The sequence below is a fragment of the Pseudomonas berkeleyensis genome (genome assembly GCF_014109765.1).
GTDB lineage: Bacteria > Pseudomonadota > Gammaproteobacteria > Pseudomonadales > Pseudomonadaceae > Aquipseudomonas > Aquipseudomonas berkeleyensis.
In genome coordinates, this window is sequence record NZ_CP059139.1 from 3,809,680 (window position 1) to 3,830,079 (window position 20,400).

The window sequence follows — 20,400 nt, forward strand, 5'->3', positions numbered from 1 at the left end:
GAAATCCGGGATCACCCACAGACATGGCCCCGGATTTCATCCGGGCTACAAAAACCAGGAGAACTCCATGAGCCTTGCCCAAGCCCAATGCGAAGCCTGCCGCGCCGACGCACCGCACGTCTCGGAAGAGGAACTTGCCGAACTGATTCGCGAGATTCCGGACTGGAACATCGAAGTGCGCGACGACCACATGGAACTGGAGCGGGTCTACCTGTTCAAGAATTTCCGCCACGCCCTGGCCTTCACCAACGCCGTGGGCGCCATCGCCGAGGAAGTCGGCCATCACCCGGCATTGCTCACCGAATGGGGCAAGGTCACCGTGACCTGGTGGAGCCATGAAATGCGCGGCCTGCACCGTAACGACTTCATCATGGCAGCCCGCACCGACGTGCTCGCCGCCAATGCCGAGGGGCGTAAGTAAACGTGGGCTGAGCCGTAGGGTGCGCTGTGCGCACCGACTCCAATATCGCGTCAAACCAGCGGTGCGCACAGCGCACCCTACCCGGTTGTCGCAGTCCCGTAAGCTGGGTTAGCCGCCCGTCACAGTTGCCAGGATCACCCACAATGTCTGCTGCGGCGTAACCCACCATCGGCGCAACGAGGTCTATCGCCTGGTGGGTTACGCGGCGCACCACTACAGCGGTGACTGCTATTCTGCGTTCCGCGCCGCTAACCCACCCTACAGACCCGCAGAAACGACAAGGCCCGTCAGTGACGGGCCTTGTGCTTTCGAGCTACAGCTCAGAGTGCAGAAACGTCTTCCGCCTGCAGTCCTTTCTGGCCCTGGGTCACGCTGTACTCGACCTTCTGGCCTTCGACCAGAGTGCGGTGACCATCGCCGCGGATGGCGCGGTAGTGAACGAATACGTCCGGGCCGCTTTCGCGCTGAATGAACCCGTAACCCTTGGAATCATTGAACCATTTGACGGTACCCGTCTCGCGATCTGCCATTACCAACTTCTCCAAACTCGCTATGTTTTTATTATCCCGAAGGCGCTTTGATGGCTCGGTAAAAACGTTCTTCTCATCGCTCGCCGACCCCGGCACTTCGAGCGTGGAGCAGGTCAAGCGAATAGCGTTCTTGCTGCAGCCGAAGGCCGAGTATAGAGCATGATCTGTGACTGAAAAGCACTTTTTTGGAACCAATAGAAAACCAGAAAATATAAGGCTTAGCGCCGGCTTTACCCGCTTTTAGCCAGTAGATCGCGCAACTTCTTCGTCAGCCGCTGAACCTGATCTGCGTCCAGTCGATAGGCCCAGTCACCGTGCCCAATCACCTCATCAGCCTTGAAGCCTTCGTGCTTGCCGAGCACCAGCCAATGCTGATCACCCTGCTTGTACAAGGCGCCCGCCAGTGACTGCCCATCGAACCCGCTCAGTTGGAATTTCAACATCGGCGCCTGTTTGAAACCGATCTGCGACAACGGCGCGGCATCGGCAAACAGCAGATTGGAAAACAGCGTGACCATGCCATTGGCGGCGCCCTCGAAACTCAGCGTCTGGTTACTGGCCAATTGCTCGACGGCAAAATTGTATTGCTGGGCATCGGCCTTGCTCAGTGTCAGCTTCTCACCGTCGGCGTAGTTCAACGCCAGGCGTTGCACGCTGGTGAATGGAATATCCGTGATCCGGCGATCCAGCCATTCCAACTCGATCACAGGGGGCGCGAGCGACTGATCGATCTGCCAGACCTGATCCTCCCCCGCACGACGTACCAGTTGGCCACTGCCCTGCAGAGACGGATTGCCCAGGCGCAGATTCAGATCGGGGTGCCCCTCGAACTGTAATTTCAATCGCAGCGCCTGCTCGCCCTCCTTGCCACTTTCGGCCAGGCCCAGGCGCCCATGCCACTGCGCGTTGGTCGTCTTGGCCTCTACCGTCCGCGCCTCGCGCAGTGCCCGCAGCAGCTCGGCCAAGGGTTGCGGCGCTGCGGGATAGTCCGCCTTGGCCGGCACCACCCAGGCATCGCCGCGACGCTCGATACGCACCGCCGGCTGGCCAGGCTGCTCGATCTCGAGGGCTTGCAGACTGCTCAGGTAAGCCTGCTCGGCCGCCAACCAGGGCGCCCGCTCGACCTGCGCCGTGCGTTGCTGCTGGTTCTGCTGCACGGCCAGATAACCGAGCACGCAGAGCAGCACGATAACGATCAATGCGATCAGACCTTTACGTCCCATGAACTCTCACTCTCGAATACGACTGAGTCACGTAGGGTGTCGCGGGGCCGCCCAGGCTATGCGCACCGATACATCCACTGTGGTACGCACGGCGCACCCTACGTTCCGAAACCTAAGCGACGCGGCGACGCCGCCATAGCCACAGCGCCAGCACACCGAGGGTCAGCAGCGCCGGCACCAGGGCGATATTGATCACCTTGAGCGTGCGGCCCAGCGCCTCGATATCGGCATTGAGCTGGTAACGCACATCGCGCAGCTCCTTGCGTATCTCCAGCTTCTGCTGGATGAAACGCTGCAGTGCCGTCTGCTGCTCCGGCGTCAACTCCAGTGCCTTGCTGGGGTCGTCGCTCTGCTGCAGTGCCGCCAGTTGCTGCTCGGTTTCTGCCAGGCGCGCCTGCAGCGCCTGCTCCTTGTCACGGAAACGCTGCTCGGCAGCACGTTGCAACGCTTCCACCACCACGAACGGACGGCTGAAGCGGCCACGCGAACGCACGCTGATGAGTGCTTCGGAACCGGCCAGATTATCCAGCGCATTGATGGTGAAGGTGCCATTGTCGGCCCAGGGCTGCGGAATGCGCTGACCGAAGAAATCCTGCACCTGCACCCACATGCGGTCGCTGAGGATATCGGTGTCGGCCACGGCGATCACGTTGATGTTGTCAGCCTGCTTGAGCCCATCCTTGCGCCCTTCGATGCCATCGGGAAAGGCGCTCTGCGCCGGGCCGTCGATACGTGCGGCAATGGTGTAGCGCTCGCCGGTCGGCTCCAGTTCGCGGATCAGCTCCTCCGGGTTGCTCAGCATGGCGAAGCGCTGGGCATCGAACGGCATGGCGTATTCGGAGCTCTGCATCAGCGGCGTGAAACGCGTCTTCGCGCCTTCCACCGGTTCGAGAATCCCGGCAGTGGCGACGGTGATGCTCTCCAGCCCGGCGGTGGCGATATCGGTCTGATCCAGCGCCTTGCGCGGCAGGCTCAACCAGGCGGCGTGACGCACGGGGCGCTGGTTCTGGCCCATGTTCACCGACATCGCGTAGGAGCCGTCGCCCAGCACCTTGTCCGGCACCATGCGCAAACCCCAGGCCTTGAACAGCGGCTCGATGTTCGATGCTCTGTCCATCGCCACCTCGCCCGGCATATCACCCGTATCGGCCTCGGCGTAAGGGTCGACGAACACCATCAGCTTGCCGCCGCGCAGCACGAACTGGTCGATGGCGTACAACGCCTGCTCGGGCAGATGCTTCGGATGCACCAGCCACAGCACCGAGATGTTGTCGGGGATCAGGTCGATGTCGGCCTTGAGGGTCTCGATATCGAACAGCTGGCGCACCTGCTCCAGCACCATCCACGGCGGCGTCGGTTGGCGTGCGGCCATGTCGAAGCCGCCGGTCATGGGCAGCCCGGAGAGCACGCCAACCACCGGCAACTGCGGCTGAGCCAGGGTCTGCACCAGACGGCTCAGCTCATATTCAAGATGCTCCTCCTGATCCAGGGCGAAGAACGGGATCACCTGGGTGTCGTCCAGCGCGTTGGTGCCGGCCAGGCCGAAGTAGATCGAATCACCACCCTGTTGCAGCGGGATGCCCTGCAGGCCGAACTCGGCGGCCTTGTCCTCGTCCTCGGAGAACGGCTCGGGGTCGATGATGTGCAGGCGAATCTTGCCGCCGGCCTGCGCCTGGTAGGCCTTGAGCATTTCTTCCACGCGCTGGGCGTAGGTGCGCAGCGCCGGCAGATCCTTGGCCACCTTGTCCGAGTAGAAGAAGTACAGATTGATCGGCTCGTCCAGCTCGCCAAGTATCTGCTTGGTGCCGTCGGAAATGGTGTAGAGCTTCTGCTCGGTCAGATCCAGGCGGGCACCGCCCAGACCCAGGCCGGCCAGCAGGTTGAAGGCGACGAAGGCGACCGCGATCAGCAGCAACCCGGCGCCGGAATAGATCAGCTTTTTCATGGGCGCTCCTCAGTCGGCTTTCTTCAGATCGATGACCACGGCAGTGGCGGTCAGCCAGGCAGCGATCAGCGAGAGGAAATACAGCAGGTCGCGCAAATCGATCACGCCCTTGCTGATGGCATCGAAGCGCACCAGGAAGCTCAGCGAAGCGATGGCATCCACCAGCCACTGCGGCGCCCAGGCAAAGGCGTCGAGCACCATCGGAAAACCGCTGACGATGAACAGGAAGCAGGCACTGACCGCGAGGATGAAGGCGATCACCTGGTTCTTGCTCAGCGCCGACATGCACGAGCCGATGGCCAGATAAGCCCCCGCCAACAACCAGCTGCCGATGTAACCGGTGACGATGGCGCCGTTGTCCGGCTCGCCCAGGTAGTTGACGGTGATGATCATCGGGAAGGTCAGCAGCAGTGCAATGCCGGCGAACACCCAGGCCGCCAGGAACTTGCCGGTGACCGCCTCGAAGCGGGTGATCGGCAGGGTCATCAGCAGCTCGATGGAACCGGACTTGCGCTCCTCGGCCCACAGGCGCATGGCGATGGCCGGCACCAGGAACAGGTACAGCCAGGGGTGGAAGTTGAAGAAGGCCGAGAGGTTGGCCTGGCCGCCTTCGAAGAAGCCGCCCAGGTAGAAGGTGAACACCCCGGACAGCACCAGGAAGATCACGATGAACACGTAGGCCAGCGGCGTGGCGAAGTAGCTCGCCAGCTCACGTTTGAAGATCACGGGCAACTGGGTCATGGCTGCTCTCCCCGGGTCAGGGTGCGGAACACTTCATCGAGTCGGCCACGCTCCACATTGAGTTCGCGCACCTTCCAGCCACGCTCGGCGATCAGCGCATTGACCTGCGGGAAGATCACCTCGCCCGCTTGCGCGAGCACGCTCAGGCTGTGCTCGCGGGTGTTTTCCTCGACACCGGCAACACCCGGCAGCGCCGCGAGGGCGGCCTGATCCAGTGCTTCATCGGCCACCAGCGTCACCGCCTGGTGGTAGCGCGAACGGCTCTCCAGCTCCAGCGGCGTGCCATCGGCCAGCAGGCGGCCCTGGGCAATCACCACGGCGCGGGTGCACAGCGCCGTGACCTCTTCGAGGATGTGGGTGGAAATGATCACGATCTTGTCCTGCGCCAGGCCCTGGATTAGCTGACGCACCTGATGTTTCTGGTTGGGGTCGAGGCCGTCGGTGGGCTCGTCGAGGATCAGCACGCGCGGGTCATGCAGAATCGCCTGGGCCAGACCGACACGGCGCTTGAAGCCTTTGGACAACGTTTCGATGCTCTGCGCCAGCACCTTCTCCAGCTCCACCTGCTCCACCGCGCGCTGGACGCGCAGCGTCTTCTCGGCGCCGCGAAAGCCGCGAACCTCGGCAATGAACTCAAGGAAACCACGCACCGTCATGTCGCCATAGCACGGCGCACCTTCCGGCAGATAACCGATCTGCCGCTGGGCCTTGAGGGTCTGGGTCTGGATATCGCAACCGAGAATGCTCGCCGTGCCGGAAGTCGGTGCGAGAAAGCCGGTGAGCATCTTCATGGTGGTGGATTTACCGGCCCCGTTGGGACCGAGAAAGCCCAGCACTTCCCCTGGCTGGACTTGGAACGACAGATCATCGACTGCCGTGTGCTGCGCAAAACGCTTGGTCAGGTTTCTTATTTCGATCATGGCCTCTCACCGTCGCGAAAACACCCGCGCCGAGCGAAACCACCGCACCAACGCAGGCCGCAAGAACGCCGGGCAAAAACCGCTTCCCCGGACGAGGGCAAGACCGTAGCACAACGAAAAAGTTCAGTCGGCAGCTGGAAACATGTAGTAAATGGAATATGTGCTCAGCGATCCAGGGGGCTGAGAACCGCAAGGCCACCTCGGTTGAGAACATGGGTATAGATCTGCGTGGTTCTGATATCTGCATGACCAAGCAGTTCCTGAACAGTACGAATATCCTGCCCGGCCTCCAACAAATGCGTCGCAAAACAATGACGCAACGTATGAGGTGAAATGGGCTTTACGATACCGGTCGCTTTGGCTACTCGTTTGAGAGTGCGCTGTACACGCTTCTCATCCAGATGATGACGCCGCACGGCTCCGGAGCGCGGATCAACTGATAACCCAGCTGCCGGGAAGACATACTGCCAGCCCAGTTCATGGGGCGCATTGGGGTACTTGCGAGACAAGGCAAAAGGCAACCATACATCGCCGCGCCCTTGCGCCAACTCCAACTCATGCAGCGCCTTCACCACCGCAAGGTGATTGCGCAGCGGTTGCTCCAAGCGTTGTGGCAGCATGGTCACGCGATCCTTCATACCCTTACCATCGCGAATGATGATTTCGTATCGGGAGAAATCCACATCCTTGATGCGCAAACGCAGTGCCTCCATCAAACGCATCCCCGTGCCATACAGCAGACTGCACACCAACCAAATATCGCCATCCAGCCCACTCAGCACTCGACGCACCTCATCGACAGACAATACCACCGGTAACCGTTGCGGCTTCTTCGCCCGAACAATATCGGCTAACCAAGGCAGATCCAGCCCCAGCACTTCCTTGTAAAGAAACAATAGCGCCGCCAGTGCCTGATTCTGAGTAGAAGCCGAGACATCCCGCCGTACAGCAAGATCAGTCAGGAAGGCCTCAACCTCCGCAGCGCCCATATCCTGGGGATGTCTGTAACGATGAAAGCGAATGAAACGCTTCACCCACTCGCAATAGACTCGCTCGGTACGGATGGAGTAGTGTTTGAGGCGAATTCGATCACGCATCTGATCGAGTAAACGAGGCTTATCATCCATGGTGCATAACCTTCCAAAATGGTCGTCCTGACCCGGAAAGCACCAGCCTAGACAGGGAATCGCACGATGACAAGGAAGGTTATCCACCAAAGCAGGCCGCAGGTTATGCACCATTTGGTGTCTATTTATAGTTAGGCAAATCATGATCTCAGCAGTCATAAAAGTCACATTCAAAATTTCAGACATTCTAAGCTGGGTTGCGTGTCTATTTTTTGGGGCGCTCGCACTCAGCTATCCATTCATTAGTTTAAAGTTAGCTGCAAGAGATCCAAGTTACGGATCAATCGGCTTCATTGTCACAGTGATCGCAATATCAACTGCCATGACCGCGTTATTCTATCTAAATACAAGAAGAAAATTTTTTGCGGCACTGATAATTTCAATTTACTTCCTATGCCTTGCAATCTACAAATCAACCGCAGTGCACTACTCGGTTTCGGCAGTAATAATTTTTATCATTACCGCCCCGCTATTGCTCTCATACATAAAAATGAAATTATTCAAAAACGCCTAACAAATGGTTCAAACCGCTCGCTTCGCTCACTGGGACGGGCTAAAGCCCGCCCCTTAACCAAACGTTAGCTGTCCACACCATGACCAACGCGTCCGCTCTGCTTCGAAAAATACATGAGGAATTTGGCTCCATCCCATTTCCAACTCATTGTGGCCTGTATGCGGCAATGGCGATGGATGATTGGATTTCTGACGAAACAGAATTGAGGAAGATTACACTTGAGAAGGATTACATAGGTGAGTGGTGGGATGTTCCGCTGGAGCACCTGAAAGATTGCCTTCATTACTCGCTTTGCTACCTAGATTCGAGCGGTGTTGAGTTCTATCTGCCTGCGTACATGGTCGCTCTGCTTAGGTTTCCAGAGCAATTTGATTGCCCAAAGTATTCTAGTGCTTGGAGTGTGATAATCCACTTCAGACTGAATGATGACGATGACGAGCTTAGGGAATACTCGCGAGATAAGTTCTCTAAAATTGACGGTGGGAAGAAACGAGTTTGCCGTGAGTTTCTGCAGTACGTTGCAGCATGCCCACTCTACAATAACCACGCAGCAGAACTTGCAAAGGAAGCCCTAGAGAATGAATTTTGGGCAGTTGACAGCTAACAAATGGTTCAAGTCGCTCGTTTCGCTCACTCGGGACGGGCTAGAGCCCGCCCCTTAACCAAACGTTAGGCACAACATGAGCCTTGAGAATCTCCAACAGTATTCAGCATCAACGAGGGAGCTCGTTCTTCCCTTGCCGCTGGCTCTTGAAGCAATTGCACTTATGGAACAACTCAAAATTCCAGTATTTGGCTGGGAGGGCTGGATTCGTCTTCCAGGTGGCCGTCTTGGTCATTCAGCTTTGCATCAGGGCACAGCATTCGAGTGCGCAATTACTACCTCTTCAGAATACACCTGGCTAAAGCAGACTATCCAAGAGTCCTACGATTTACATCAGTCGCCCCCCGAAGCACCTAGCATTGAACTGCTCTTTTGTATCACTACAGGAGCCTAACAAGTGGTTCAAACCGTTCGCTTCGCTCACTGGGACGGGCTAAAGCCCGCCCCTTAACCAAACGTTATAGGGCAAACATGGATAACCTCGACAAGATTCGAAAACTCATACCGCTGTGGTATGCCCACAGAAAGTGGGCCGAGGAGCTTCTTGTCCGTGTATTTGATTTGGAATTCGCTGAGGAAATACTAAAACTAGAAAACCGAGGAAATAAGCAAATTCCCGGGACAAACTGGATGTATCGGACTCACGGAGTTGGCGTAGACATATATCGAACCGCAGATGTAGGCGGCATTGACTTCGATTTCAATAAGGCCGATCCAGATGAGTGGCATTTACAGGTATTCTTTGAAAAACAATACAACGAAGGAAACCTGCCTTTCGCAGAGTATCGAGAACTTTATGAAGATGAGGGGCTACTCCAGTGCTTCATAAAAATGGCGCTTGAGGAGTGAGCCCTATAACAAATGGTTCAAATCGCTCGCTTCGCTCACTGGGACGGGCTAGAGCCCGCCCCTTAACCAAACGTTAGCCGGCAAAGAGAGAATATGGAGTGAACCAAAGCGAAGACGTCGAGTATCGGCAGGCTGCAGCAAACTACAGCACCTCCTATATGAGTAGTGCAAAATGGCTAAAGCTATTTCGTGCAGTGATTTCTGCTGGTATTCCGCTTGAGCGAGTACGATGGAAGTTTATTGATACGGAGCATTTCATTGAGGTGTCTTTCCCTGATGAATGGGATCTACAACCTACACGTTTTGCTGATGGTAAGTTTCAGCCGTTCGAGTATCGGTGGTTGGAGTTCGTCTTCATTCCACATGCGTTTAAACCGAGGGCTGGCGTGGCGTATGAAAAGAAGCAAGATACGGCCACTGTTGTGGCGGTTTTGGAAAAGATCGGCCAGTTCCCCATCGAGGTTTCTCCGGAAGGCATCACAATCCGTGGGTATCGTGTCTAAGACGTTGCCGGTTAACAATCGGTTCAAATCGTTCGCTTCGCTCACTGGGACGGGCTAAAGCCCGCACCTTAACCAAACGTTAGAGGCACATGCTATGGACAGCAGCGTTGCAAGTGTCATGAACAACACAAAGTGGGATGAAATCAGGCTTACTATGGCCGCCCTTGATCCAAGCCCAAGCTACAGAACCCGTTGCATTGATAATGGTTACATTTCCAACTGGGATCACGATTGGCTTTATCACTTTCGCATTGGCGGGTACGAGTGCATTGAATGGCTTGAAATTTCCTGCCAAACAGAGCAAGAAAAAAGCAATGTATTAAATGCGCTCAAAATCATTCACGTCCCAGGTGGCGCCACAGCTACTGGCTTCATGATCTATGGCTATATAAAAGCAGGGCAAGCAATTGAGTACATATGAGCCTCTAACTACTGGTTCAAATCGCTCGCTTCGCTCACTGGGGCAGTCAAACTGCTACGCGCTTGACTGCCCCTTAACCTGAACGTTAGGTGCAATCGTGGATATCGTTGGTTTCGTAGAAAGTACGTATCAATTATTCGAGGCCTTTGAAAAGCCTGAGTCAGCTACAGATATTGAACACTGCGAAGAATGTAGAGATCATAACGACGAGATCAATAATGTAAACAAGCGCGATTTGTCACCTGAACAAATTGGTACTGTATGCTGGGGTGTCTCTTCCTTTTTAACACCTCAGGCAATGGGCTATTATATACCAAGATTTATCGAACTAGCCGTAACAGGGCAGAACGACAAAGAAGGCTCGCCTTACATGTGTCTATTCATTAACCAAATAGGATTAAATGCAGAGTCTTTGCAATTTTCAGAGTTTTCGGCCGAACAACGACAGGCAGTGCATAAAAGTTTAATTATTCTCAAAACAAAATACATGAGCACATTACTTGAGCACTGCTGGGAAAACGATATTGATACGGCAATAACACAGTGGAGCACCTAACAACTGGTTCAAACCGCTCGCTGCGCTCACTGGGACGGGCTAAAGCCCGCCCTTTAACCAAACGTTAAGCGATCACAAGGAAGTTTCCAATGCACCCTGAGCTAAAACATGCCTTAAGCGTATTCTTTTACGCCCTCGCTTACATCTTTTCTCCCTTCTTCTTAATTTATGGCCTATTTACAGGTGGAGTTTCAGGGCATGCTATATTGGGAATTTCATTATCCATTCTCTCTGCAAGCTACGTACTTGCAAGCCTGCCTAAAGCACCAGTTGCCAATGGAGAGGCTCTTACCGAAGCCATATTTTGGTTACTATCGTCAGGGAGCATTGCAGCAGGACTAGTTTCTTTATTAAGACAATCATGGATAGCGCTCTCAATATCGCTAGCACTATGTGCTCTATCGCTATTAGTCTGGGATCTATCCACCGACAAAACAAAAACCAGAATTAAACGTGCACCGGTCAGCTAGTGTGCGCCTAACAACTGGTTCAAACCGTTCGCTTCGCTCACTCGGGATCGGCTGAAGCCGGCCCCTTAACTAAACGTTATGTGTACCTTATGAAATCACTACTAGCTTTAGTCTCTTTGATACTCGCAATTAATTGCTATGCGAGTGAACCCAGCAGTAGCTTGATGAGGGAGCTAGACACTATTAATGAGCAGCCGATTAAAAATCTAGCCACATCACCCAACAAAGAAATCTATCGTTTTTATTGGTCTCGCAGCTCAAACAGCACTCTGACCTACACAATCGACCTAACCCCCACTAGCAAACCAACTTTAATCATAAAAAAATTTTCCAGAAATCATCCTCGAACCTTATTATCGGAGAAAAAACTGAACTAACTAAAACCCATCTTCAGAACCTTAAAAGTTTTCTGAATGGTGCACAATTCTGGACGCTACCTTCCGAAGAGAAGAATGCCGGGCTTGATGGAGCCACATGGATATTGGAAGGAATAAAAAATGGCCAATATCACTACACCGAGCGCTGGTCACCATTACCGCCATATTTTGGCTGGAGCGGCGCATGGAAAGACGGCGAGCTGGTTATGAAACGCTTGAACCCGCCATTTAAAAAACAAGTTAAGCACTCGGACGAAGTCGGCCTTGACTTCCTCTGTCTTTACATCATGCTCATGGCAGATCAAGAGCCAGAGGTTATCTACTAGTGCCAGGCACATATAACAACTGGTTCAAGCCGCTCACTCGGGACTGGCTAAAGCCCGCCCCTTAGCCAAACGTTAGACCCTTCAGGAGAAGTCGATGATATTCGCCGAAATGGAGTACTCAGAAGAATATTGGGAATTTCATGAAGAGCTAAAGCAGTACCTATCTCAATATTTCGATAATGTCGAGCATGGACTGCAATCTGACTCTTATATTTGGATACTCATCGAAAAAAACAAGATAACCCTAGATACATTTTCCTCAATGAAACATCAAGTCAAATCCGCTAAGCCAGGAGCACACGTCCAGCAAGTCATCAGTGTGCTTCAGAAAAAATACAAAATTAATGTTTACGCAACTCCCGACCTGGAAGGGCATGAAGATTTTTTATAATCTGCCCCGCAGTGGCGAGCCATAACAAATGGCTCAAGTGACTCAAACCGCTCGCTGCGCTCACTGGGACGGAGGAAAAGGGGAAAATTTATTTATTAGCACCCTAAGCAATCGAAAAATAAATCTGCTCTTTTACTTCACCCACTTTTCTTTTCATTTCCCTCTAACTCAAGTAGGAAACTATATGCCAGCATGGAAACCAACGGGAAATCGCGATTCACTTCTCAACACACGTTTGAATGCAGGCAGCTGGAATGGCCGACCAATTTATATCCACTTAACTTCAGCAGCCGGCTATACCGCAATCAACCTTAACAAACGCATCAACGCCACGCGCACGGGTGGAAAAAATGGAATTTATCTTAGCCCCTCCTACCAATGTTTTAGCCCAGCCGATGCATTTACCCTGCTATTTTTTGAAAATGCGTTGTATCAAAACAACGCCAGTCATTGCCTGGTATTCTCTTTCAACTTTGAAGCCGAAGTGGAGGATAACCCAATCAGTTCAGGAAGTTGGGTACGCGAAATAATTTACCGCAGGGATATCACTTTCCCTGAAATCACCATATTGTATCGTGGCGCAAATATTTTCGTGGATGGCAACTGGGAATAAATCAGCACAAAGAGAAAAGTCCGAAACAAGGGAGACAAAGAAGCAATCCATACTTTTTGCTCACTCTGTTCATTCTCTAGGCTCTGTACGAAAAGTGTCTGCGCTCGGTGATGCTGCGTTAAAAACAGGCTCAGAATGCTCATTTACAGCATGTAAACTCCGCTTCCTCGCCTGTTTTTGCCTTGCCTGACCTTCGCTCGACGACTTTTCGTACAGACCCTAGTTTTCGCCTCCAATCGAAACAACTTGCGCCTGCCGCCAATACGAGTAGAAATGCCCTCACTCCTCTCCCAATCAAGAATCATGATCCTCGCAAACCGTATCGGGTTGCTAACACCGGACGAGTTGATCGCTTGGGCAGATGGGATGATTCTGGGCACCAGTGAACCACCCTGCTATCTCATCGACCTCGCATTGGGAGACCTGCCGACAGACCCCGAAGCGCTGGATCTCGTTCGCAACGAGCCCAATGAGTCAGAAATCGCTCAACTGGCGCAGCTCATTCTGGAGAGATTCAACGACACCTCGGAGATGAACGCGCTTGGCCTTCACTGCTATCAACTGGCGTTGCTCGCAAAAGGCCAATCCCGCGAGCGGCTGCTTTGGATGTCGGACGAAATTCATCTGTGCGTTGAAGGCATCAAGTCTTTATCGGACTCAGAGCCCCTGCTCATGGAAGCCCTGCTGGAGACTGCACGCCCCACCATTTAAAGCTGACAAGACGAACTCTTCCTCCTTCACCCTGACTGTCGAGACGACCGTTGAAATACCTCTACCCTCTACTTCTACTCATTTCGACCACTGTCCTCGCCGCCGAGGCAGACGAAGATCCCTGCAACGCCCAGGGTGGTGGCGTGATGGCCGGTTACCTGTGCATCGCCCAGAAAGCCAAGGTGGTGGATGAACAGTTGAACGCCGAATACCAGCTCGCCCTGAAACGCATCGAGGAAGAAGAACGCGCCCTGCGTCAGACCTGGCCGAACACCGAGCTGGTCAGCCTGTTTCGCGCAGCACAACGGGCGTGGCTGAACTTCCGCGATGCCGAGTGTCAGTTCGCGGGTATCTCTTCGACGCCTTCGCCCTGGCAAGGCGTTCAGGTCGAGGAATGCAAGTTGAGAATGACCATCGAGCGCACGGAGTACTTCAGGGGTGTGGTGGCAGGATGAACAACCTGATCGGAGCCGTTTCGATGGGCCTTCTCGCCCTGACGTCCACATCTGCTCTCGGGGAGGAGCGCACACCCGTCGACTCCATCCTGACAGCCACCTGGCAACAGTTCGCCAGCGAGTACTGGCCAAGCTCTCTGTGTGGCAAAGATGAACTCACCCTGTGGAGTTGCGAGGCCGGCAGTCGCGCCTACGCGTTCTGTTCGTCCCGCGAGGTAACCCGCACCTCAGGCTATATGCAGTACCGCGCATCCCGGCACGGCAAGGTCGAATTCACCTACCCGAAGCAGAAGAAACCACCGCTGGGTTCGTTTACCTACAACTCCTTCGGTAACGGCAATGCCTCCATCGAATTCAGCAACGGTGGGTACCAATACACACTGTTCGATCCGCTCAGAGGAGCATCGTCCATCCTCGTCACACCGCCCTCCGCTCAGAGCAAGCAGATAGAGATCGCCTGTGGTGGCAACCAGACCCTGCAGCTCAATTACACGATGCGGCTGATGTACGACGCCGGTATCTGGAGCGATTACTGAGCGCGATTCCCGGTAGAATCGCCGCTCCCACTCCCGAGTCGAACACGATGAGCAACGATCCCCTTCACGGCCTGACGCTCAAGGCCATTCTCCAGGCGCTGGTCGACAAGCACGGCTGGGATCGGCTCGGACAGCTGATCAGCATCCGCTGCTTCCAGCATGAGCCGAGCATCGAGTCGAGTCTGAAATTTCTGCGCAAGACGCCCTGGGCGAGGGAGAAGGTCGAAGCGCTTTACATCAAGGATATCGCGCGGCACGCCTGATCGCCCTCAGGCGCGCGTGGTCTCTATGCGCTTGACTGCTTCGACCCAGGCTAGGTCAAGGCGAGTCTGCTCCACATCCAGCCCCTGTTGCTCCATCGCCTCTCGGTGCGCGTCGATCTCGTGAACCATCTGGCTCAGTTCACTGGAGTTGCCATCGAGCTGGTGCATCTGGGTTACGCCAAGGTGATAGAAGCGCAGCAGTTTCATTGCCGTCTCATCGCCCTGGGCAACGCCCGCCTTGACGTGATGCATGACGTTGGTGATGCGCATCAGGCTGCGCTTGAGCCGCCAGCCGTAAACGGCCGGCGCCATCCACGGGCGTGACCAGAACTGCAGGCGCACCAGTGCCGCTGTCAGGGTAAAGCCAGTCAGCACACCGAGCAGGTTCCAGCGGAAGTTGTCGTCACCACCCGGCTCACCGAACAGCTGCACGCTGAGTGTCGCCAGCAACATGGCGAGGATGACGAAGATCGCCGCCACCAGCATCGTGATACGGCGGGTCTGCTGACGATATTTCTCGGGACTGGTGGGGACAATTTCAAACATGCGCATGGGCTCTGAAACGAGGGCAAGGCGCGATGTTACGCCAGCGCAGCGGATTGCACGAACCTGCGATCGTTACCGACCGCTTGCCGCAAGCCGCTGCACACGTCAGGGAACAGCATGGCGCAACCATTCACTGGGGCTGGCTCCGACCTTGCGGCGAAACGCACGCGCCAGCGCCGAGGGGCTTTCGTAGCCGACCTCATCGGCGATCAGCGCCATGGGCCGGCCTTCACGCAGGCGCTTCTGTGCCAGGCTGACGCGCCAGCCCACCAGATAATCCGCCGGGGTGGCGCCGACCACCTGGTGAAAATGCGCCGCGAAACTGGCGCGTGACATGCCAGCCAGCGCCGCCAGCTCGGCCACCGACCAGCCATGTTCCGGTCTCTCATGCAGTTGATTGAGCGCACGCGCCAGGCGCGGCTCGGCCAACCCGGCCATCATCCCCGAAGCCAGCTCGCGGCTGTTCATCAAATGCCGCAGCAGCTGGATCACCATCAACTCGAACAGGCGGTTGAGCACCAGCTCACGACCGCAGTCCTCCCCTTCTGCCTCGGCGAACAGCCAGTCCAGGCAACCGCTCAGGCTCGGCAGCTCGCGCAACGGTTTGACGATGGCGCCAGGCAAGGCGCGCGACAGCGGATTGTCGATACCACCGTCGAACGCCAGCGTGGCGCACACCAGTTCGGCGCCATCGGCCTCGCTGGCCGTCATCCGGTGCAGGCGCGGCTGCGCCACCAGCATCAGGCTCGGTTCTTCCAGGCGCAGCTCGCGGCCATCGCCCTCGCGAAAGCTCATGCGCCCGGCGCGCAACAGGTGAATGTAGCCATGCGGCTCATGCTCGCCATGGTTACTGGTGCCGCAGAACCCGCCACGGTGGAAGGTGCTGGCGTGCAGGTTGAAGTGATGCAGCAGGCTGGACAGGCGATCCATGGTCATTGCGCACTCCTGGACGATCTGTCGCATAACATCGACGATCTGAATCCGAAAAGCCAGATCGATTCACTAGCATGGCTCCAGGCTTGAACAACAAGCTCCCCATCAAGACTGGAGAATCACCATGACGCGTATCACTGCATTGCCCTTCGAACAAGCCTCGGCCAGCGCCCAGGCGCAACTGGAAGGCATCCGCAAGGGCCTCGGTTTCATTCCCAACACCTTCGCCACCCTGGCTCACGCCCCTGCGGCATTGAGCGGCTACCTGGCGCTGTCCCAGGCGCTCGGCAAGGGCACGCTGAATGCCAAGGCGCGCGAAGTGGTGGCGCTGGCCAGCTCGCAGGTCAATGGCTGCGAATACTGCCTGGCCGCGCACACCCTGTTCGCCGGCAAGGCTGGCCTGAGCGAGGCGGATATTCGCAGCGCCCGTGACGGCGAATTCGATGCCGTGGCGCGCCTGACCCAACAGGTCGTCGATAGTCGCGGCCGCCTCAGCGATGCGCAACTGCAGGCCGCACGTGAGGCCGGGCTGAGCGATGCCGCCATCGTCGAAGTGGTGGCCAACGTCGCCCTGATGACGCTGACCAACTACCTCAACAACCTGGCGGAAACCGATGTCGACTTTCCGCCCGTAGCCGTCTGACAAGACAGGAGGTGCGCCATGCAAGCCGTCACTCTTTACACCACCGGCCACTGCCCCTACTGCGTGAACGCCAAAGCACTGCTGACGCGCAAGGGCGTGGCCTTCAAGGAAATCGACGTGGGCAGTTCGCCACAGCGGCTGGCGGAAATGCTGCAACGCAGCAACCGCCGCAGTGTGCCGCAGATCTTCATCGGCGAACGCCATGTCGGCGGCTTCGATGATCTTGCCGCACTGGAGCGCGGCGGCGAACTGGATACGCTGCTGCAAGCCTGAACGTCGAAGGCCGGCCTGATGGCCGGCCATCGCCTAATGCCAGTCAGTTAAGCATCAGGATAAGGTTACGTAGGGTGTCGCGCCCTCCTGGCCGGTAATTGTGCTGGCCTACTCCTTTTCGCTACGGAGGTCGCCTTTGCCCTCATGCGTCGGGCCATCGCTGCCGATACAGAAGCGGCAACATCGGCCCGATAGGCTGAGCATTGCCCTGCGCCTTATCTCGAAATGGAGTATCCCCATGCGCCTCGACGCCCTCTCTCTGAAAACCCGCCTGATCATCGCGGTGGCGATCCCCTGCATCGCCCTGCTGCTGGTGGCGCTGACCAGCCTGAGCAGCATGTCGAGCATGCACCGGGACACGGAGGTGCTCTATCTCAATACCGCCGCGCCGATGCGCGCCATGGCCGAGGTGGCGTCGCGCATTCCGCGCATGCGCGTAGGCCTCGACATGATGCTGTTGCAGGAAACCCCGCTGCGTGACGAACGTGGCGTGAAATCACGCGTACAGGACGCCCGCAACGAAGACGTGCCCGGCATGCGCGAAGCGATGCGCCAGGCCGTGGCTGCCCAGGTCAACCCGGAGCGCAAGGCGCAGGCGCAGCAACTGCTGGATCAGTTCGAGGCGATGGTCAACAACGAACTGAACCCGATGCTCGCCGCCTTCGACGCTGGCGACATGGCCAGGGCGCAGCAGATCTACCGCGATCAGTACGCCAAGACCTACGGGGTGATGCGCCAGGGTGCCAACGACCTGCTCGATGCGTTGCTCAAGCAGGCCGAGCAACAGAACCTGCATAGCGCGCAAAGCTATGACGATGGCCTGACCCGCCAAATCGCCATCATCGTCACCGGCCTGCTGGTCTCGATCCTCATTTCCTGGCTGATCGTCATCCAGCTACGCCGCCGCGTCAGCGTGCTGCAGAACAGCCTGGGCCAGGCCGCCGACAACCTGGCCCTGAATACCCGCATCGACCTGCCCGGCCAGGACGAGCTGAGCGAGATCGCGCGCAGCTTCAACCAGTTCATCGACAAGGTGCATGGCGCCATGCGCGAGCTCGCCGACAACTCGCGCCAGCTCTCGGGCATGGCCCGCGATGTGGCCGAACGCGCGCGCCTGACGCAAAGCAACTGCACCGCGCAGAGCGACCGCACGGTACAGGTAGCGACCGCGATCAACGAGCTGGGCTCGACCGTCAACGAGATCGCGCGTAACGCCGAGAACGCCGCAGAAGTCGCCCGCGAAGCGACTCAGCATGCCAGCGACGGCAGCGCCGTGGTCAGCCAGGCGCATCGTCAGGTCGACGCCCTCAACGGCGAACTGGAGCAGGCCGCCAAGGTGATAGAAGCGCTGGCCGCACAGACCAACGCCATCAGCACCACGCTCAACACCATCCGCAGCATTTCCGAGCAAACCAACCTGCTCGCTCTCAACGCCGCCATCGAGGCTGCACGTGCGGGCGAACAGGGCCGTGGCTTCGCCGTGGTGGCCGACGAGGTACGCACCCTGGCCAGCCGTTCCGGCGCCTCCACCGAGGAAATCCAGCAGGTCATCGACCGCCTGCAGAACGAGTCACGCTCGGCCGTCGAGGCCATGGCCAAGGGACAACGGCAGAGCGCGCTGGTGGTGGAATACGCGAGCAAGGCATCGGCGGCGCTGGAGCAGATCAACAGCCATATCGGTCAGATCAGCGATCAGAACATCCAGGTCGCCACCGCCACCGAAGAACAGTCCAGCGTGGTCGAGGACATCAACCGCAATATCGTCGACATCAACGAACTGACCGTCGGCACCACGCACATCGCCGATCAGCTCAACCAGGCCAGCAGCGACTTGCAGGCACTGTCGACCCAGCTGGATGGCCTGGTCGGTCGCTTCCGGTTGTAACCTGAACCTTACTCCGATCAAGCCAATACACCCGTAGGGTGCACCGTGCGCACCGAGCCCAAGCCCAAGCAGCCTCGCGCTGCCGCCCTACAGGTCTTCGTCGATACGCTCACGCAGATAGGCGTAGAACGGGTTGGAGGTCACGCGCTGCAGGCCGGCGAGCCCGACCACCAGCACGCCCCGCTCCCCGCGCGGCGCCAGCGTGCCAAGGGCCACGCCATAGAACTCCTCGGAAGTCGGTTCGCTGCCATACAGCGGGTCGTCCGGGGGGAACGGCAAGGCAACGTGGGACAGCGAGAACAGCTGGCTCGGGTACTCGACGTTCAACGGCGTGACCACCGCCTCACGCTCGCCTGCAGCGATGCGACGCGCCTCGACCTGGTGCCCGCCCTGCTCGCCCACACCGACCACGGTCAGGTCGTAGTCACGCTGCGCCGGTGGTACGAGCTGCTCCAGCAGACCGCTCATGTCCGGGCGCAACAACGAGCCGATGGCCTGCGAACGGTTGATGTCGAAGATCACCAGCTCGCTGCCATTGGCGGGCAGACGCTCGAACAGGTCATGCACCACCGCCGGCGTGCTCACCGTGCTGTCGGCCAGTGACTGGAAGGCCAGCACCGGCGGCAGTTGCGCCAGCCGCCCAGCGCGCGCGGCGCTGTCGAAGGCCCCCTGCACCTCATGCGTCAGCTCGTAGGTCTGCCGCGCGGCATGCACCGGGAAGGAGTTGTACTTGAACGGATTGAACTCCGGCAGCACGTTCATCCAGGCCGACTTGGCGAACGCTGGCAGCACGGCCGGCAACGCTGCCAGCCCGGCATAGCGCGCATAGCTGGTGACGCCGACCATCGGCGAGATCAGTACCAGCCGCTGCGGCATCGCCAGGCTCCGATCCTCCAATGCCGCCAGGCTGTAACGCAGGGCCAGGGCACCGCCGTTGGAATAGCCGACGAGATACAACGGGCCATCCGGCACCTGCTCACGCGCCTCGCGAACCGCCATCCGAGTGGTCGCCAGCCATTGTTCCCAACGAACATCGGTCAGCCCGGACGGCAGCGTGCCGTGGCCCGGCATGCGCGGCACCAGGCTGACGAAACCCTGCTCGCTCAGATGCTGAGCGAGATGCCGCAGGCTGTAGGGCGAATCGGTCAGGCCGTGCAGCAGCACCACCACGCCACGCGCCTTGCCCGGTGGTTGCAGGATGAAGGAACGGTTCCAGTCGCGTGGCAGGTTGCCCGGGTACACCGGGCTGGCACTGGAGTAGCGGTTATAGCTATGCGCATTACCGTCACTCAGGGGCTCGATGATCTGGCGGCGCAGCGCCTCGAACACCTGCTCCTCGGCAGCCTGGTAGGCGGCCCAGTCCATGTCATCGAGTTCGGCGGCGCTCGGCTCATCGAGTATCAGCCGATGCCAGGGCTCCAGCTCCGGCAACGAGGACAACCCGGCGATGCGCACGCCCAGCAGCACCACGGCAATCAGCAGCACCAACACCAGCACCCAGGCGAAGATGCTGCGCAGGCGTGACAGACTCATCAGACGTCTCCTTCATCGATTCAATGGCCTCCTCGGTTCGGCTGCCAGGCAGCACCTGACGCCGATCCGCAGCCTGGCTATTGAACCAGAA

At 57.4% G+C, this 20,400-nt stretch carries 26 protein-coding genes and 2 pseudogenes; 19 read left to right on the forward strand and 9 right to left on the reverse strand.

Going from position 1 to position 20,400, the window contains the following annotated elements; genetic code table 11:
* Positions 1 to 67: 67 nt before the first annotated feature.
* Positions 68 to 421: a 4a-hydroxytetrahydrobiopterin dehydratase gene (locus tag HS968_RS17615; RefSeq protein ID WP_106736465.1), complete on the forward strand. Its 354-nt coding sequence runs from the start codon at positions 68 to 70 to the stop codon at positions 419 to 421.
* Positions 422 to 741: 320 nt separating this feature from the next.
* Here HS968_RS17615 and HS968_RS17620 read toward each other — a convergent pair whose 3' ends face one another.
* The 6 genes from HS968_RS17620 to HS968_RS17645 all read right to left on the reverse strand — a co-directional run bounded on the left by HS968_RS17620 (position 742) and on the right by HS968_RS17645 (position 6,907).
* Positions 742 to 951, reverse strand: coding sequence for a cold-shock protein (locus HS968_RS17620; RefSeq protein WP_106736466.1), 210 nt, complete (start codon positions 949 to 951; stop codon positions 742 to 744).
* A gap of 230 nt (positions 952 to 1,181) precedes the next feature.
* Positions 1,182 to 2,174 (reverse strand): DUF4340 domain-containing protein, encoded by a 993-nt coding sequence (locus HS968_RS17625; RefSeq protein ID WP_182367673.1) that lies wholly within the window; start codon positions 2,172 to 2,174, stop codon positions 1,182 to 1,184.
* Positions 2,175 to 2,286: 112 nt separating this feature from the next.
* Positions 2,287 to 4,119 (reverse strand): GldG family protein, encoded by a 1,833-nt coding sequence (locus HS968_RS17630; protein ID WP_182367676.1) that lies wholly within the window; start codon positions 4,117 to 4,119, stop codon positions 2,287 to 2,289.
* 9 nt (positions 4,120 to 4,128) lie between these two features.
* Positions 4,129 to 4,860 carry an ABC transporter permease subunit gene (locus HS968_RS17635; RefSeq protein WP_003244158.1) on the reverse strand — a complete coding sequence of 244 codons (732 nt, stop codon included), beginning with the start codon at positions 4,858 to 4,860 and terminating at the stop codon, positions 4,129 to 4,131.
* The gene (locus HS968_RS17640) at positions 4,857 to 5,780 is read right to left on the reverse strand and encodes an ABC transporter ATP-binding protein (RefSeq protein ID WP_179622111.1); all 924 of its coding nucleotides are present in this window, start codon (positions 5,778 to 5,780) and stop codon (positions 4,857 to 4,859) included. The genes HS968_RS17635 and HS968_RS17640 overlap by 4 nt, the downstream gene beginning before the upstream one ends.
* Before the next feature lie 164 nt (positions 5,781 to 5,944).
* Complete coding sequence (locus HS968_RS17645) at positions 5,945 to 6,907, reverse strand: integron integrase (RefSeq protein WP_182367679.1); 963 nt, start codon at positions 6,905 to 6,907, stop codon at positions 5,945 to 5,947.
* Positions 6,908 to 7,500: 593 nt separating this feature from the next.
* Here HS968_RS17645 and HS968_RS17650 point away from each other — a divergent pair.
* From HS968_RS17650 to HS968_RS17710, 14 genes are all read left to right on the forward strand, one after another.
* Positions 7,501 to 8,025 (forward strand): DUF6714 family protein, encoded by a 525-nt coding sequence (locus tag HS968_RS17650; RefSeq protein ID WP_182367682.1) that lies wholly within the window; start codon positions 7,501 to 7,503, stop codon positions 8,023 to 8,025.
* A 76-nt stretch (positions 8,026 to 8,101) separates the two neighbouring features.
* Positions 8,102 to 8,419: a hypothetical protein gene (locus tag HS968_RS17655; RefSeq protein ID WP_182367685.1), complete on the forward strand. Its 318-nt coding sequence runs from the start codon at positions 8,102 to 8,104 to the stop codon at positions 8,417 to 8,419.
* A 77-nt stretch (positions 8,420 to 8,496) separates the two neighbouring features.
* Positions 8,497 to 8,874, forward strand: a complete 378-nt coding sequence (locus HS968_RS17660) for a DUF6896 domain-containing protein (RefSeq protein ID WP_182367688.1) — start codon at positions 8,497 to 8,499, stop codon at positions 8,872 to 8,874.
* Positions 8,875 to 8,972: 98 nt separating this feature from the next.
* Positions 8,973 to 9,377 carry a DUF6678 family protein gene (locus HS968_RS17665; RefSeq protein WP_182367691.1) on the forward strand — a complete coding sequence of 135 codons (405 nt, stop codon included), beginning with the start codon at positions 8,973 to 8,975 and terminating at the stop codon, positions 9,375 to 9,377.
* A gap of 94 nt (positions 9,378 to 9,471) precedes the next feature.
* Positions 9,472 to 9,798, forward strand: coding sequence for a DUF6678 family protein (locus HS968_RS17670; protein ID WP_202884192.1), 327 nt, complete (start codon positions 9,472 to 9,474; stop codon positions 9,796 to 9,798).
* 97 nt (positions 9,799 to 9,895) lie between these two features.
* On the forward strand, positions 9,896 to 10,354 hold the full coding sequence (locus tag HS968_RS17675; protein ID WP_182367694.1) for a DUF6714 family protein: 459 nt from the start codon (positions 9,896 to 9,898) through the stop codon (positions 10,352 to 10,354).
* An 89-nt stretch (positions 10,355 to 10,443) separates the two neighbouring features.
* Positions 10,444 to 10,824, forward strand: a complete 381-nt coding sequence (locus tag HS968_RS17680) for a hypothetical protein (RefSeq protein ID WP_182367697.1) — start codon at positions 10,444 to 10,446, stop codon at positions 10,822 to 10,824.
* A 481-nt stretch (positions 10,825 to 11,305) separates the two neighbouring features.
* Positions 11,306 to 11,527 (forward strand): hypothetical protein, encoded by a 222-nt coding sequence (locus HS968_RS26405; protein ID WP_238338852.1) that lies wholly within the window; start codon positions 11,306 to 11,308, stop codon positions 11,525 to 11,527.
* Positions 11,528 to 11,621: 94 nt separating this feature from the next.
* On the forward strand, positions 11,622 to 11,918 hold the full coding sequence (locus tag HS968_RS17685) for a hypothetical protein (RefSeq protein ID WP_182367699.1): 297 nt from the start codon (positions 11,622 to 11,624) through the stop codon (positions 11,916 to 11,918).
* Positions 11,919 to 11,946: 28 nt separating this feature from the next.
* A complete protein-coding gene (locus tag HS968_RS17690; protein ID WP_182367702.1) occupies positions 11,947 to 12,531 on the forward strand; it encodes a hypothetical protein in 585 nt (194 codons plus the stop codon).
* Positions 12,532 to 12,804: 273 nt separating this feature from the next.
* The gene (locus HS968_RS17695) at positions 12,805 to 13,242 is read left to right on the forward strand and encodes a hypothetical protein (RefSeq protein ID WP_182367705.1); all 438 of its coding nucleotides are present in this window, start codon (positions 12,805 to 12,807) and stop codon (positions 13,240 to 13,242) included.
* A 50-nt stretch (positions 13,243 to 13,292) separates the two neighbouring features.
* Positions 13,293 to 13,697, forward strand: coding sequence for a lysozyme inhibitor LprI family protein (locus HS968_RS17700; RefSeq protein WP_238338853.1), 405 nt, complete (start codon positions 13,293 to 13,295; stop codon positions 13,695 to 13,697).
* Positions 13,694 to 14,233 carry a hypothetical protein gene (locus HS968_RS17705; protein WP_202884193.1) on the forward strand — a complete coding sequence of 180 codons (540 nt, stop codon included), beginning with the start codon at positions 13,694 to 13,696 and terminating at the stop codon, positions 14,231 to 14,233. The genes HS968_RS17700 and HS968_RS17705 overlap by 4 nt, the downstream gene beginning before the upstream one ends.
* Positions 14,234 to 14,280: 47 nt before the next feature.
* A complete protein-coding gene (locus HS968_RS17710; protein WP_106736480.1) occupies positions 14,281 to 14,496 on the forward strand; it encodes a VF530 family protein in 216 nt (71 codons plus the stop codon).
* Between the two features lie 6 nt (positions 14,497 to 14,502).
* Here HS968_RS17710 and HS968_RS17715 read toward each other — a convergent pair whose 3' ends face one another.
* Entirely contained in the window at positions 14,503 to 15,042 is a 540-nt protein-coding gene (locus HS968_RS17715; RefSeq protein WP_182367709.1) for a DUF3087 domain-containing protein, read from the reverse strand.
* Positions 15,043 to 15,147: 105 nt separating this feature from the next.
* On the reverse strand, positions 15,148 to 15,978 hold the full coding sequence (locus HS968_RS17720) for an AraC family transcriptional regulator (RefSeq protein WP_182367712.1): 831 nt from the start codon (positions 15,976 to 15,978) through the stop codon (positions 15,148 to 15,150).
* A 121-nt stretch (positions 15,979 to 16,099) separates the two neighbouring features.
* Here HS968_RS17720 and HS968_RS17725 point away from each other — a divergent pair, with 121 nt between their 5' ends.
* The 4 genes and pseudogenes from HS968_RS17725 to HS968_RS26800 form a co-directional block, all read left to right on the forward strand.
* Positions 16,100 to 16,618: a carboxymuconolactone decarboxylase family protein gene (locus HS968_RS17725; protein ID WP_182367714.1), complete on the forward strand. Its 519-nt coding sequence runs from the start codon at positions 16,100 to 16,102 to the stop codon at positions 16,616 to 16,618.
* An 18-nt stretch (positions 16,619 to 16,636) separates the two neighbouring features.
* On the forward strand, positions 16,637 to 16,891 hold the full coding sequence (gene grxC, locus HS968_RS17730; protein ID WP_182367717.1) for a glutaredoxin 3: 255 nt from the start codon (positions 16,637 to 16,639) through the stop codon (positions 16,889 to 16,891).
* A gap of 238 nt (positions 16,892 to 17,129) precedes the next feature.
* Positions 17,130 to 17,876, forward strand: a pseudogene (locus HS968_RS26795) (MCP four helix bundle domain-containing protein); the annotation flags it as partial.
* 303 nt (positions 17,877 to 18,179) lie between these two features.
* Positions 18,180 to 18,776: pseudogene (locus HS968_RS26800) on the forward strand (methyl-accepting chemotaxis protein); the annotation flags it as partial.
* 87 nt (positions 18,777 to 18,863) lie between these two features.
* Here HS968_RS26800 and HS968_RS17740 read toward each other — a convergent pair.
* On the reverse strand, positions 18,864 to 20,309 hold the full coding sequence (locus tag HS968_RS17740) for an alpha/beta hydrolase (RefSeq protein WP_182367723.1): 1,446 nt from the start codon (positions 20,307 to 20,309) through the stop codon (positions 18,864 to 18,866).
* Positions 20,310 to 20,400 lie beyond the last annotated feature (91 nt).

Excerpts from the sequence above, each read along its gene's own strand:
- HS968_RS17655 (WP_182367685.1), top strand. The coding sequence starts at position 8,102 with ATGAGCCTTGAGAATCTCCAACAGTATTCAGCATCAACGAGGGAGCTC.
- HS968_RS17635 (WP_003244158.1), bottom strand. The coding sequence starts at position 4,860 with ATGACCCAGTTGCCCGTGATCTTCAAACGTGAGCTGGCGAGCTACTTC.
- HS968_RS17705 (WP_202884193.1), top strand. The coding sequence starts at position 13,694 with ATGAACAACCTGATCGGAGCCGTTTCGATGGGCCTTCTCGCCCTGACG.
- HS968_RS17615 (WP_106736465.1), top strand. The coding sequence starts at position 68 with ATGAGCCTTGCCCAAGCCCAATGCGAAGCCTGCCGCGCCGACGCACCG.
- HS968_RS17670 (WP_202884192.1), top strand. The coding sequence starts at position 9,472 with ATGGACAGCAGCGTTGCAAGTGTCATGAACAACACAAAGTGGGATGAA.
- HS968_RS17690 (WP_182367702.1), top strand. The coding sequence starts at position 11,947 with ATGGCTCAAGTGACTCAAACCGCTCGCTGCGCTCACTGGGACGGAGGA.
- HS968_RS17715 (WP_182367709.1), bottom strand. The coding sequence starts at position 15,042 with ATGTTTGAAATTGTCCCCACCAGTCCCGAGAAATATCGTCAGCAGACC.
- HS968_RS17645 (WP_182367679.1), bottom strand. The coding sequence starts at position 6,907 with ATGGATGATAAGCCTCGTTTACTCGATCAGATGCGTGATCGAATTCGC.
- HS968_RS17725 (WP_182367714.1), top strand. The coding sequence starts at position 16,100 with ATGACGCGTATCACTGCATTGCCCTTCGAACAAGCCTCGGCCAGCGCC.
- HS968_RS17685 (WP_182367699.1), top strand. The coding sequence starts at position 11,622 with ATGATATTCGCCGAAATGGAGTACTCAGAAGAATATTGGGAATTTCAT.
- HS968_RS17695 (WP_182367705.1), top strand. The coding sequence starts at position 12,805 with ATGCCCTCACTCCTCTCCCAATCAAGAATCATGATCCTCGCAAACCGT.
- HS968_RS17680 (WP_182367697.1), top strand. The coding sequence starts at position 10,444 with ATGCACCCTGAGCTAAAACATGCCTTAAGCGTATTCTTTTACGCCCTC.
- grxC (WP_182367717.1), top strand. The coding sequence starts at position 16,637 with ATGCAAGCCGTCACTCTTTACACCACCGGCCACTGCCCCTACTGCGTG.
- HS968_RS17620 (WP_106736466.1), bottom strand. The coding sequence starts at position 951 with ATGGCAGATCGCGAGACGGGTACCGTCAAATGGTTCAATGATTCCAAG.
- HS968_RS17740 (WP_182367723.1), bottom strand. The coding sequence starts at position 20,309 with ATGAGTCTGTCACGCCTGCGCAGCATCTTCGCCTGGGTGCTGGTGTTG.
- HS968_RS17660 (WP_182367688.1), top strand. The coding sequence starts at position 8,497 with ATGGATAACCTCGACAAGATTCGAAAACTCATACCGCTGTGGTATGCC.
- HS968_RS17640 (WP_179622111.1), bottom strand. The coding sequence starts at position 5,780 with ATGATCGAAATAAGAAACCTGACCAAGCGTTTTGCGCAGCACACGGCA.
- HS968_RS17650 (WP_182367682.1), top strand. The coding sequence starts at position 7,501 with ATGACCAACGCGTCCGCTCTGCTTCGAAAAATACATGAGGAATTTGGC.
- HS968_RS17625 (WP_182367673.1), bottom strand. The coding sequence starts at position 2,174 with ATGGGACGTAAAGGTCTGATCGCATTGATCGTTATCGTGCTGCTCTGC.
- HS968_RS17720 (WP_182367712.1), bottom strand. The coding sequence starts at position 15,978 with ATGACCATGGATCGCCTGTCCAGCCTGCTGCATCACTTCAACCTGCAC.
- HS968_RS17630 (WP_182367676.1), bottom strand. The coding sequence starts at position 4,119 with ATGAAAAAGCTGATCTATTCCGGCGCCGGGTTGCTGCTGATCGCGGTC.
- HS968_RS17710 (WP_106736480.1), top strand. The coding sequence starts at position 14,281 with ATGAGCAACGATCCCCTTCACGGCCTGACGCTCAAGGCCATTCTCCAG.